This window comes from Duganella sp. S19_KUP01_CR8 (assembly GCF_036688705.1).
In the GTDB taxonomy this organism is placed as follows: Bacteria; Pseudomonadota; Gammaproteobacteria; order Burkholderiales; family Burkholderiaceae_D; genus Rugamonas.
On record NZ_JAQQPR010000023.1, the window covers coordinates 83,764 to 95,991 of the forward strand.

The window sequence follows — 12,228 nt, forward strand, 5'->3', positions numbered from 1 at the left end:
CGTGCTGCTTAGCGCCGGCCTGATAGGTTATTGGAGCGGTACCAAGTTTTTCTTGGGAGAGTTATACCGCTATCAAATACGCTGGATATTGCCTGCCGGTATATTGATCGCCGCGATATCGGGTATTGTCTGGTTTAGTAACCCGGCCATTATCGCTCCCGGCAGCACCGCCATATTAGGCATGATGATGCTCTGGTGCGGTCAACGCCTGATCAGGAATAAAAACCGCTATCGCCTGTTGGGTATTACCTTGATCTTGCGTGGCGGTTTTAACCTGCTCAGCGCGTTAACGCTGGGGCCCGAGTTATATTTGATCTGGTTTGTCGGCACCACGATATTAAAAACCCTCAGCATGCTGGGGTTGATTTATGCGGTACAGGATGAGATCCAGCAACGCTACGCCCGAACCATCGATAGCCTGAGCAATGGTTTTTTGATACGCGACCGCCGCGGCTATGTCATGGTGGCCAATGAGCGCTGCGCCCGTTTGCTGGGCTTTAATGCCCCGGCGGATCTGATCGGCCGCCATGTCACGGACTTGCTTCCCGGTCTCACGCGTGAGATGGCGGACCATTATTTCAGCCAGTTCGTGACCGAGGGCGTCCATTACCCCATCGTCGATACCGCCGTCGTGACATTGCATAATGGCAATAAATTGCCAGTTGAAATGCTAGGCTCTCCTTACGAAGAGCGCGGCCGTACGTATTGCCTGGTCCAGTTGCTGGACATCAGCGAGCGCAAAAAGAAGGACGATCTGTTGTATCAGGCGGCCCGCATCGATCCCGTCACCGGCTATTTCAACCGCCATGCGCTGTCCAAACGGCTGGAGGAGGAGCTCGCGAACGCCGCCTTCGACCGCAATGAATGCGCCGTGCTGTTCATCGACCTGGACAAGTTCAAGCGCGTCAACGATTCCTTCGGCCATGCCGTCGGCGACGAATTGCTGCGCCAGTTCGCGCGCCGCCTGCACGCCATCCTGCGTCCGCAGGACGTGCTGGCCCGGTTCGGCGGCGACGAATTCATCGTCGTCCTGCCCGGCTTGCCAGCGGGAGGCAGCGAGAAAACCGCCAGCGACTGCGCGGCCGGCATCATCGCCACCATGTCCGACTGTTTCAACCTGTCGCACCACGCGATCGGCGTGTCGGCCAGCGTGGGCATCGCCTGCTATCCCTTGCACGGCAACGATAGCGATACGCTCATCCGCAACGCCGACATCGCCATGTACGAAGCCAAGAAGGCGGGGCGCGGCGAAATGCGTTTCTTCAACGACGCCATGAACGCCGCCGCCAAGGATGCGCTGGTGATCGACGGCGCCTTGCGCGGCGCCATCGAGGCCGGCGAGTTCCGCCTGGTTTACCAGGCCATCACCAACTCCCACACCGGCAAACTGACCAAGGTGGAGGCGCTGTTGCGCTGGGACAGCGCCTTGCTGGGCGCGGTTCCGCCGGACCGTTTCATACCAGTCGCCGAAGATAGCGGCATGATCGTCGAACTTGGCACCTGGGTGCTGAACCAGGCTTGCCGCCAGGTGGCGCAGTGGAAGGCCAGCCCGTTGGGCGAGATCACCATCAGCATCAACGTCTCGGCCTGGCAACTGGCCGATCCGGCGTTTGTCGGCTTGGTGCGGCAGGCGCTGGCCAGCAACGGCCTGGCGGCGCGCCAGTTGGAGCTGGAGCTGACCGAGCGGGTGCTGATCGACGATGGCGGCCAGGTGCAGGCGGTGCTGGCGCAATTGCGCTCGCTGGGCATCAGCATTTCGCTGGACGATTTCGGTACCGGCTATTCCTCGCTCAGCTACCTGACCCAGTTCCACCTGAACACGCTGAAGATAGACCGCGCCTTCGTGATGGATATCGAGCACAGCGAGCGCAGCAACAACCTGGTGCACGCCATCATCGCGATGGGGCACAGCCTGGGCTTGCAGCTGGTGGCGGAGGGCGTGGAAACCGCCGGCCAGGCGGCCATCCTGGAAAAGATGGGTTGCCATTACCTGCAGGGCTACCATATTTCCCGGCCGATCCCGGCGGAGGAACTGCTGGTTTTTGCGGACGGCCTGCTCGACAGGCCGCACATTGACAACTTCGCTATTTAGTATCGGCCGCAGTGGGCAGCTTTTGCGCCGCTTCCTCGGCGGTCAGGATCCAGATGCGGTCGATAAAGCCCTGGAAGTCCACCGTGTAGTTGACCACGATGTCGCTGCCGCGCAATCCGGCCGGCATTTCGATCATATTGTCGCGGTTGAAGATGCGCGCGGCGGGTGACAGCTGGCGCGGCTTGCCGTCGATGCTCACATCGGGGAAATAGCCGGGCGTCATTTTCCCGCGCAGGGCATTGGCCGGAAACGGCCGTTCGAACGCCAGCGCCGACAGCGACAACAATCCCGCCATCAGCAATGCACAGAATCGCAGCATGGGTGAGCTCCTCCAAGGATGAAGCCCCAGCTTACCCGATTATTTTCCCGGCGTGCTAGTCCTCGATTTTCTGCGGCACCTGCCGGAAAAACAGGTAGGGGCTGATGGTGGTGCCGAAGATCGCCACCAGCGCCGTGATGTAGGCCGCCTGCCAGGACAGCTTGGGCAGCAGCGCGTCGTGCAGCAAGGTCAGCCACGGCAGTTTGAGCGTCAGCGCGGTGACGATATAGGCCAGCAGGGCCAGTGTCAGCCACTTGACGTGGCCGAGGCGCGCGCTGATCGCCCGGATGCCCATCATCAGCGGATAGCCGTCTTGTTTGCTGGTTTGCTGCGGCTTGGTCATGTTCATCAAATTCTCCCTGTTGACGACCATGCTAAGGCGGGCACCGGCCGGCGGTCCGTACGTTCGCGTACTTAGGGCGAGTGGAGGAATGTTGCCATGTCACCAATTAGTCACATTCCCGTCATCGCCGCGTCACATGCAGTTCCTACAATCTTGCGAGTTTAGTTTCCAGTCTAAGTCCACACTAACCAGCAAGAAAGAAGAATAAATCATGCAACAGCGCTTCCCTCTGAAACCTTTGTGCCTGGTGGTCCTGCAAGCCATCGCTTGCCACGCTTACGCCGCCGACGCGGCCGATGCCGCCGCCGACAGCTCTGTGGCCGGCGCCATCATCGGCCCTGTGCAAACGGTGGAAATCACCGGCCGTGGCCAGTCGCGCCAGGTGCAGAACATCAACAAGGCCGACCTGGCCGAAGCGCTGCCGGGCACCAGCCCGCTGAAAGTCCTGGAAAAACTGCCGGGCGTGAACTTCCAGTCCGCCGATCCGTTCGGCGCCTACGAGTGGTCGACCCGCTTCAGCGTGCGCGGCTTCAACCAGAACCAGCTGGGCTTCACGCTGGACGGCGTGCCGCTGGGCGACATGAGCTACGGTAACAACAACGGCCTGCACATCAGCCGCGCCATCTCGTCGGAAAACGTCGGCAACGTCACCGTGTCGCAAGGCGCGGGCGCGGTCGGCACCGCCTCGACCAGCAACCTGGGCGGCACCGTGCAATTCTTCACGCTGGCGCCGGCCAACGAGCGCGGCCTGACCTTCGCGCAAACCTTCGGCAGCGATTCGACGTCGCGCACCTTCGCCCGCGTCGATACCGGCCTGATCAACAACGTCGTCAAGGCCTACATCAGCGGCACCCGCCAGCGCACCGACAAGACCAAGGGCGAAGGCGGCCAGGACCAGGATCAGCTGAACTCGAAGTTCGTGTTCAACTTCGGCGAAAACAGCCTGACCGGTTTCCTCAACTATTCCGACCGCCGCGAAGTCGACTACCAGGACGTGTCGCTGGAAATGGTGCGTCGCCTGGGCTACGGCTGGGACAACTACCAGCCTGACTGGCAGCGCGCCGTCAACGCCGCCAAGGGCGTCTACAGCGGCGGCGTCAACAGCATGGACGACGCCTACTACTCGGCCGGCGGCCTGCGCAAGGACACCATCGGCGGCCTGACCCTGGCCCTGAACTTCGGTCCGTCGATCGAACTCAAGACCACCGTCTACCACCACGACAACGACGGCCAGGGCCACTGGTACACGCCCTACGTGGCGACCGACGCCGCCAACCCGATCTCGCTGCGCACCACCGAGTACTCGATCGGCCGCGACGGCGTCACCAGCGACCTGACCTGGGAACTGGGCAGCCACACCATCACCGCCGGCCTGTGGGGCGAGCGCAGCAACCACAACGTCAGCCGCAACTACTACAAGGTGACCGGTCCTGCCGACACCATGTTCTTCCTGGCGAATCCGTTCCGCACCGACTTCAAGCAGAACTTCGTCACCACCACCGCGCAGTACTACGTGGCCGACACCTTCAGCGCCATGGACGGCAAGCTGAAGTTCAACGCCGGCTTCAAGGCGATGGACGTGGACATCAAGGCCACCAACATCATCGGCACCCGCGCCGCCGGCGACCTCGACGCAGAGAAGAAATTCCTGCCGCAGGCCGGCGTCAACTACGCCATCAGCGCCGACGACGAAGTGTTCGCTTCCGCATCGAAAAACATGCGCGCCTTCCAGCCGGGCGTCAGCGGTCCGTTCTCGCAGACCCAGGCCGCCTACAACGCCGGCATCTCCAAGCTCAAGCCTGAAACCTCGGTCAACATCGACCTCGGCTACCGCTTCAAGCGCGCCGACATCCAGGGTTCGGTGGCGGTCTACAACGCCCGCTTCGACGACCGCCAGCTGAGCGTTGCCACCTGCGCCGGCATCGTCGGTTGCCCATCGACCTTCGTCAACGTCGGCAAGGTCGACACCAAGGGTCTGGAAGCGATCGCCGTGTGGAAGTTCAACCGCGAAATCAGCTGGTTCAACTCGTACACCTTCAACGATTCCAAGTACAAGTCGAACTACCAGGACGGCGTCAACCTGGTGGCTGTCAGCGGCAAACAAGTGGTCGATGCGCCGCGTTCGCTGTTCAACACCGAAGCCTCGTATGAAAGCGGCACCTGGTTCGCGCGCGTCGGCGGCAAGTACACCGGCAAGCGTTACTACACCTACCTGAACGACGGCGGCGTGCCATCGTTCTGGCTGGCTAACCTGTCGGCTGGCTACAAGATGAAATCGCTGGGCATGCTGAAAGACCTGTCGCTGCAAGTCAACGTCACCAACCTGTTCGACAAGCAGTACATCAGCTCGATCGGCACCAACGGCTTCCAGGCCAGCGATGTCGCCGGCACCGCGCAAACGCTGCTGACCGGCGCGCCGCGTCAAGTGTTCATCACGCTGAACGGCAAGCTGTAAATGGTGCGCTCGCTGGTCTGCGGTGGGTTGACGCTGATACTACAGGCGTCGGCCGCCGCAGCGGCCAGCGGGGCGGCCACCACGCCGATTCAGCACGTGATTGTGCTGGTCGGCGAGAACCGTACTTTCGATAATCTGTACGGTGTGTATGAGCCGAAGAAGGGCCAGACGGTGGCCAACCTGTTGTCGAAGAAAATCGTCAACAGGGACGGCACGCCGGGGCCGCGCTTCGCGGACGCGGCGCAGAAGCTGGGCCTGTCCAGCGGCGCCTACACGCCTACGCCGGAATTCAACGGCATCTACGGCACCTTGCCCCAGCCCTGGGCCTGGGGCGCTCTCGGCCAGCGGCAGGACGTGGCCGATGCGCGCTTTCCGTCCAACCTGCCCAACGGCCCGTTCCAGATCACCCACCACGTCGGCTACGGCGCCCACACCGGCGATCCGACCCACCGCTTCTTCCAGATGTGGCAGCAGGTTGACGGCGGCAAGAACGACTTGTTCGTCTGGGTGGCCGACCAGACCGGTCCGGGCCCCAGCAATCCGGCGCCGCTAGCGCCCGGCAAGACCGGACAGGGCGCGGTCGCCATGGGCTTCTACAATATGGCGCGCGGCGACGCGCCGCTGTTCAAGCGCCTGGCCGACCAGTACGCCATCGCCGACAACTACCATCAACCCATCATGGGCGGCACCACCGCCAACTACTTCGCGCTGGCCACGGCCGATGTCGGCTACTACACGGAAGACGGCAAGGCCGCCGTGCCGCCAGCCAGGCAGATCGAAAACCCGGACGCCCAGCCCGGCACCAACAACTGGTACACCGAGGACGGCTATCGCGGCGGCACCTACGTCAATTGTTCCGATCCGGCGCAGCCCGGCGTGGCCGGCATCCGCGCGCTGCTGGCGCAACTGCCGTACCCGGCCTTCAACGACGGCAACTGCGCGCCCGGCCACTACTACATGGTCAACAATCTCGACCCCGCATTCGGCCCGCTGGGCGAGCCGCTGCCGCTGGGCCCGGATAAATTCCTGTTGCCGCCGCAAGCGATGCCGCACATCGGCGATGCGCTGACGGCCGGCGGCGTGTCGTGGAAGTGGTATAGCGGCGGCCGCAACGACGGCAAGAAAGTCGACAAGGAATACTGCGGCATGTGCGACACGCCGACCTTCTTCAGCTCGACGATGAACGGCCCGGACAAGGACAAGCTGGTTGACCTGATGCAGTTCTATGTCGACGTCAAGGACGCCGCCAGCTTCCCGTCGGTGGCGGTGATCGCTCCGTACGACAGCATCTCCGGCCATCCCGGCTACGCGATGGAAACCAGCTTCGACGAACTGGTGGCCGGCGTGCTGGAGCGCGTGCAGGCCAATCCCGCGCTGTGGAAAAACACCGTCATCCTGGTCACCTTCGACGAGGGCGGCGGCTATTACGATTCCGGCTATGTGCAGGCGATCGACTTTTTCGGCGACGGCACCCGCATTCCGCTGCTGGCCATTTCGCCGTGGGCTAAAAAGGGCGCGGTCGACCACACTTATTACGACCACGCCTCGATCGCCAAGTTCATCGAGCGCAACTGGTCGCTGCCGCCGCTGTCGGCGCGCAGCCGCGACAACTTGCCCAATCCTGTCCACGACAAGACTTCGCCTTACGTGCCGCGCAACCGTCCGGCCATCGGCGATCTGATGAATCTGTTCGACTTTTCCAGCCCCCGCCATTGACCTGTTGCTTGCGCAACACAAGCCGGTGTTGCCTCTGGTGGCGGGCTCCACATCGTTGCATACTGGACGGCCCAGGCTGAGATGAGGAGACCGCCATGAAATGGTTTTACGACCTGAAGATAGCCACCAAGTTGATAGTGTCTTTCGGCGCCGTGCTGTTGCTGACACTGGTGATGGGTGTGTGTTCCATCCTGTCGATGGGCCAGGTCAATCAAGCCTCGACCGACCTGGCGGAAAGCTGGATGCCCAGCGTGCGCGCGGTGCTCGAGCTGCGCGCCGACGTCGGCGATTACCGGCGCTGGGAACTGGCGCATCTGCTCAACGAAGATCCGCAAGGCATGGCCGGCTACGAAAAGCGCATGGACGACACCATGGCGACCCTCAAGGCGCATCGTGATGGCTTTGAAAAACTGATCACCAGCCCGGAGGAAAAAACGCTGGCCGGTGAATTCGATGCCAGCCTGGCCGCCTTCCTGGGCGAGCACGGCAAGATGATGACCTTGTCGCGCGCCAACCAGAAAGTCGAGGCGCGCGCGGTGGCCAGCGGCGCCTCGGCCAAGGTCCTCGGCGAACTGACCGCCATCGCCAACAAGCTGGTCAAGCTGAACGCGGAGGGCGGCGATGCCGCCAGCAAGGCCGCCACCGACACCTTCAAGAATGCCCGCTGGACCGCCATCGTGCTGCTGTCGTTCAATATCGTGATCGGCATGGCGCTGGCGATGTGGGTGGCGCGCATCGTCGCGACACCGTTGCAGGAAGCGGTGGCGCTGGCGCGCGACGTCGCCGGCGGCGACCTGACGCGCACCATCGACGTCAAGTCCGCCTGCGAGACGGGCCAGCTGATGCAGGCGCTCAAGGACATGACGGGCAATCTGCAAACATTGGTCAGCCAGGTGCGCAGCGGCACCGACACCATCGCCACGGCGTCGAGCCAGATCGCCAGCGGCAACCAGGATTTGTCGGCGCGCACCGAGGAGCAGGCCAGCTCATTGGAAGAGACCGCGTCGTCGATGGAGGAGCTGACCAGCACCGTCAAGCAGAACGCCGACAATGCGCGCCAGGCCAACGTGCTGGCGCAGTCGGCGTCCGGCATCGCGGTCAAGGGCGGCGACGTGGTGGGGCAGGTGGTCGGCACCATGGCGTCGATCAACGAATCGTCGCGCAAGATCGTCGACATTATTTCCGTCATCGACGGCATCGCTTTCCAGACCAATATCCTGGCGTTGAATGCCGCCGTGGAAGCGGCGCGCGCCGGCGAGCAGGGGCGCGGTTTCGCGGTGGTGGCGTCCGAGGTGCGCAACCTGGCGCAGCGCAGCGCGGCGGCGGCCAAGGACATCAAGCAGCTGATCGGCGATTCGGTGGAGAAGGTGGAGACCGGTTCCCAGCTGGTCGAGCAGGCCGGCCAGACGATGACGGAAATCGTCGCCAGCATCACCCGCGTGACCGACATCATGGCCGAGATCACGTCGGCCAGCGCGGAGCAGAGCAGCGGCATCGAGCAGGTCAACACCGCCATCGTGCAGATGGACCAGGTGACGCAGCAGAACGCCGCGCTGGTGGAGCAGGCCGCCGCGGCGGCCGAGTCGATGCAGGATCAGGCGGCCAGGTTGAGCGAGGTGGTGAGCGTGTTCAAGTTGCTGGCGTCCAGCGCGCCGGTGGTCCGGGCCATGCCACGCCGCAAGACGGTGGCGGTCGCCGCAGCACGGCCGGCATTGAAGAAGCCGGCCAAGACCGGCACCACTGATGAGTGGGAGACGTTTTAACGTCATTCCCGCGCAGGCGGGAATCCATACTTTGCTTGAACGCAGGCGGTCTATGGATTCCCGCGTGCGCGGGAATGACTTAGGTGCCGGCGCCGGGATGCCGCTCGCGCCAAGCCTTGAGCGCGGCGCGGTAGCGCTCCAGTTCGTCCTGGTACATGTCTTCCACGCAGAAGGTGCAGCCGCTGTGGCAGCAGTCGCCCGGCTGCGGCGGTGGTGGCGGCAGCGGCATCGGATCGTCGGCCGCCTTGTTTTGATTCTCGTCCATCGACTTCCCTACATCGGCGGCATGGCCAGCAGCGCCATGTTGCGGCCTTTTTCCTTGGCCCGGTACAGCGCGCGGTCGGCCATCTGCACCAGCAGTTCCGGCGAGCTGTCCTCGGTCGGCACCATCACCGCCACGCCGATGCTGATGGTCAGGATGCCGAACGGCGACTGCTCGTGCGGCAGCTGGCGCCGCGCCAGCTCGGCGCAGATTTCCTCGGCCACGCCGAAAGCGTCGGCCGCGTCGGTGGCGGCCGCCAGCAGCGCGAACTCCTCGCCGCCGTAGCGCGCCACCAGGTCGGTGGTGCGGCGGCCGTGCGAGGTGATCAGCTCGGCCACGGTGCGCAGGGTCGAATCGCCGGCCAGGTGGCCGTAGTGATCGTTGTACTTCTTGAAGTAGTCGACGTCCAGCATCGACAGCGCCAGCGTCTGGCCGGTGCGCGCGGCGCGCCGCCATTCCGCTTCCAGCGCCAGGTCGAAGCCGCGCCGGTTGCTGACGCCGGTCAGGCCGTCGGTGGTGCTGAGCGCGGCCAGCTTGCGGTTCGATTCCTCCAGCTCGCCGGTGCGCGCGGCCACCAGCTGTTCCAGTTCGGCCTGGTGGCGGGTCAGGCGGTGGATGCGGATCTTGTAGGCCAGCAGCAGCGAGCCGACGATCAGCACGGCGCCGCCGGCGCGGAACCACCAGCGCTGCCAGAACGGCGGCGTGATGGTGATGTTGAGCGTGGCCGGCTCCGGATTCCACACGCCCAGGTGGTTGGCGGCCTTGACCCGGAACACATAGTGGCCGGGGTTCAGATTGGTGTAGCTGGCGCTGCGGTGGGCGGCGTCGGTCTCGACCCAATCGCGGTCGAAGCCCTGCAGCTGGTAGGCGTAGCGGTTCTCGCCCGGCTCGGTGTAGTGCAGCGCCGCGAACTCCAGCGAAAACACCGAGGCCTGCGACGACAAGGTCAGCGCGGTGGGCGAGGTCACCGGCCCTTCGGCCTTGACGTTCTCGCTCGGCTTGCCGTCCTGCAGCGAGTGGTTGAACACGGTGATGTCGGTGATCGCCACCTGCGGCGGCACCGAGCTGGTGCGCACCGCCGACGGCGTCACCGCCGTCATGCCGTGCACGCCGCCGAAGTACAGCACGCCGTTCTCGCCCATAGCCGACGAGTTGACGGTGTAGCCCTCGGTCAGCCCGTCCGACGCGCTGAAGTGGCTGACCTGGCCGGTGGCCGGGTCCAGGCGGTACAGGCCGGCGATGGTGCTGCACCAGATCTTGCCGTCGCGGTCGTGCTCGATCGACAGGATCTTGGGCGCGCGCATCGCCGCCGCATACGATTTGAAGCTGACCTGGCCGTCGGCCGCCACCACCACCAGGTCCAGGCCCTTGCTGGTGCCGACCCAGATGCGGCCTTGCGCGTCCTCGTGCAGGCTGGCGATGTTGTCGTCGCTCAGGCTGTTGCGGTCGTGGTTGGCGTGGCGGTAGTGGCGGAACTTGCCGCTGGCCGGATCCAGCAGGTCGAGCCCGCCGCCGTTCCATTCCGAGCCGGCCCACACCCGGCCGCTGCGGTCTTCCAGCACCGCCGAGGTGCCGTTGACGCTGCGCGTGGCCGGGTCCTGCGGATCGTTGTAGTAGATCTTGCGGGCGTCGGTCTTGCTGTCGTAGCGGATCAGGCTGTTGCCGGTGGCCAGCCACAGCACGCCGTTGGCGCCGGGCGCGATGGCGTTGATGTAGTCGCTGGCGGTGTTGCCGAAGTGGATGACCTGGAAGGCGCTGTCGGGCGTGTCCAGCCGGTTCAGGCCGTTGGAGGTGCCCAGCCACAGCGGCCCTTTGCCGGCCGGGTCCTGGTACATGCTGTAGATGATGGAGTGGCTCAGCATGCCGGGCTTCTTGTCGTCGGCGCGGTAGCTCTGGATGACGCTGCCGCTGGCCGGATCGTACAAGCTCATGCCGACGTTACCGCCCAGCCAGATGCGGCCGCCCGGCGCGCGGGCCAGGCTCAGCAGCGCGTTGCTGGCCGGCGCCGAACGGCTGTCGATGCGGAATGGCACGTGGCGGGTAAAGCCCTCGCTCGACAGGTTGGCCAGGCTGATGCCGTCGGTGAAGGAGGCGATCCACAGCATGCCGCCACGGTCCTGCAGCACCGCGCGCAGATTGTCGCCCGGCAGGCTGTAGGGATCGTCGGCCGCGTGCACGAACTGGTCGAACTCGCCGCTGGACTCGTTCCAGCGCAGCAGGCCGGCCGACAGCGTGGTGCACCACAAGGTGCCCTTGTTGTCGAGGTTGAAGTTGGTGATGCGGCTGTAGGGCGAGGCGATGGTCTGGCGGGTGTCCCAGTCGCGCTTGCCGTCCCAGCGGATCACGCCCGATTCCGTGCCTATCCACAGCATGCCGTTCTTGTCGAACTGCAGCGCGCGGACGATGTTGACGCGGGCGTCCGGCTTGGGCGCCGGATCGACCTGGTGGTGCTTGAAGCTGGTCGCGCCGGGCGCCAGATAGTCCAGCCCGCCGGGCCAGGTGCCGATCCAGACGCCGCCGCGGGCGTCCAGCGCCAGCGCGTTCAGGTCGTTGCTGGCCAGGCTGCCGGGATCGGCGTCGTCGTGGGCGTAGACGGTGAACTTGCCGCTGGCCGGATCGAAATGCTGCAAGCCGCCCCAGCTGCCGACCCACATGCCGCTCTTGCCGTCGGAAATGATGTTCTTGATGATGCGGTGGTTCTTGGGCGCCTTGCCGGGCGGCGCGAACAGCGTGAAGTCGTTGCTCTCCGGGTTGAAGCGCGCCAGGCCGTTCTGGGTGCCGGCCCAGATGCGGCCCTGCTGGTCTTCGTAGATGGCCGACACGCGGTCGTGCGGCAGGCTGCGCGGGTCGCTGGGGTTGTTGATGTACTTGACCGCCTGGTAGCCGTTGTAGCGGTACAGGCCGTTGGTGTGGGTGCCGACCCAGATATAGCCTTTGCGGTCCTGCAACAGCGACAGCATCGACGGTTCGTCGCCGCCCAGCGGGCCCAGTTTCTTGAAGCGCAGCGACGGCGCGGGCGCCGCCAGGGCGTCGGCGGACGGCAGCCAGGCCAGCAGGGAGGCCAGCAACAACAACAGCAGTAGGGAGGCGAAGCGCAATAGGGAAGGGCAGCGGCGCAGGACCGGCGGAAGCACGTGCATGTAGGAGTATCCGGTGGCGTAACAGGTTGCGCGTGCGGAGCAGCGCTCGGTTTTATAGGCTATTCTGGTCAGATTGGCTATTATACATACCATTGATGCAAGGGTTTTAATATAAAAGCCGGTGGTTTCTAGCGCAGT

Annotated in this window: 8 protein-coding genes; 4 read left to right on the forward strand and 4 right to left on the reverse strand. The window is 64.3% G+C overall.

From position 1 onward, the window contains the following. The first annotated feature begins 310 nt into the window (after positions 1-310). Positions 311-2,092: a putative bifunctional diguanylate cyclase/phosphodiesterase gene (locus V6M89_RS21930; RefSeq protein WP_332855169.1), complete on the forward strand. Its 1,782-nt coding sequence runs from the start codon at positions 311-313 to the stop codon at positions 2,090-2,092. Here the strand turns inward: V6M89_RS21930 and V6M89_RS21935 are convergent. Further along, positions 2,085-2,411, reverse strand: coding sequence for a hypothetical protein (locus V6M89_RS21935; RefSeq protein WP_332855170.1), 327 nt, complete (start codon positions 2,409-2,411; stop codon positions 2,085-2,087). The two genes, V6M89_RS21930 and V6M89_RS21935, sit on opposite strands and share 8 nt — an antisense overlap. A 55-nt stretch (positions 2,412-2,466) precedes the next feature. After that, positions 2,467-2,760, reverse strand: a complete 294-nt coding sequence (locus V6M89_RS21940; protein ID WP_332855171.1) for a divalent metal cation transporter — start codon at positions 2,758-2,760, stop codon at positions 2,467-2,469. Between the two features lie 205 nt (positions 2,761-2,965). Here V6M89_RS21940 and V6M89_RS21945 point away from each other — a divergent pair, with 205 nt between their 5' ends. The 3 genes from V6M89_RS21945 to V6M89_RS21955 all read left to right on the forward strand — a co-directional run bounded on the left by V6M89_RS21945 (position 2,966) and on the right by V6M89_RS21955 (position 8,688). Further along, positions 2,966-5,209, forward strand: coding sequence for a TonB-dependent receptor (locus tag V6M89_RS21945; protein WP_332855172.1), 2,244 nt, complete (start codon positions 2,966-2,968; stop codon positions 5,207-5,209). Further along, on the forward strand, positions 5,210-6,925 hold the full coding sequence (locus tag V6M89_RS21950) for an alkaline phosphatase family protein (RefSeq protein WP_332855173.1): 1,716 nt from the start codon (positions 5,210-5,212) through the stop codon (positions 6,923-6,925). Positions 6,926-7,020: 95 nt separating this feature from the next. Beyond that, positions 7,021-8,688, forward strand: a complete 1,668-nt coding sequence (locus V6M89_RS21955; protein ID WP_332855174.1) for a methyl-accepting chemotaxis protein — start codon at positions 7,021-7,023, stop codon at positions 8,686-8,688. 79 nt (positions 8,689-8,767) lie between these two features. Here the strand turns inward: V6M89_RS21955 and V6M89_RS21960 are convergent, their stop codons facing one another. Then, entirely contained in the window at positions 8,768-8,953 is a 186-nt protein-coding gene (locus V6M89_RS21960; RefSeq protein ID WP_332855175.1) for an oxidoreductase-like domain-containing protein, read from the reverse strand. Positions 8,954-8,961: 8 nt separating this feature from the next. Next, the gene (locus V6M89_RS21965) at positions 8,962-12,090 is read right to left on the reverse strand and encodes a ligand-binding sensor domain-containing diguanylate cyclase (protein WP_332855176.1); all 3,129 of its coding nucleotides are present in this window, start codon (positions 12,088-12,090) and stop codon (positions 8,962-8,964) included. Between the last annotated feature and the right edge of the window lie 138 nt (positions 12,091-12,228).

Bases quoted from the DNA above. Each gene is read 5' to 3' on its own strand.
- V6M89_RS21935 (WP_332855170.1), bottom strand. From the start codon at position 2,411: ATGCTGCGATTCTGTGCATTGCTGATGGCGGGATTGTTGTCGCTGTCG.
- V6M89_RS21940 (WP_332855171.1), bottom strand. From the start codon at position 2,760: ATGAACATGACCAAGCCGCAGCAAACCAGCAAACAAGACGGCTATCCG.
- V6M89_RS21945 (WP_332855172.1), top strand. From the start codon at position 2,966: ATGCAACAGCGCTTCCCTCTGAAACCTTTGTGCCTGGTGGTCCTGCAA.
- V6M89_RS21950 (WP_332855173.1), top strand. From the start codon at position 5,210: ATGGTGCGCTCGCTGGTCTGCGGTGGGTTGACGCTGATACTACAGGCG.
- V6M89_RS21955 (WP_332855174.1), top strand. From the start codon at position 7,021: ATGAAATGGTTTTACGACCTGAAGATAGCCACCAAGTTGATAGTGTCT.
- V6M89_RS21960 (WP_332855175.1), bottom strand. From the start codon at position 8,953: ATGGACGAGAATCAAAACAAGGCGGCCGACGATCCGATGCCGCTGCCG.
- V6M89_RS21965 (WP_332855176.1), bottom strand. From the start codon at position 12,090: ATGCACGTGCTTCCGCCGGTCCTGCGCCGCTGCCCTTCCCTATTGCGC.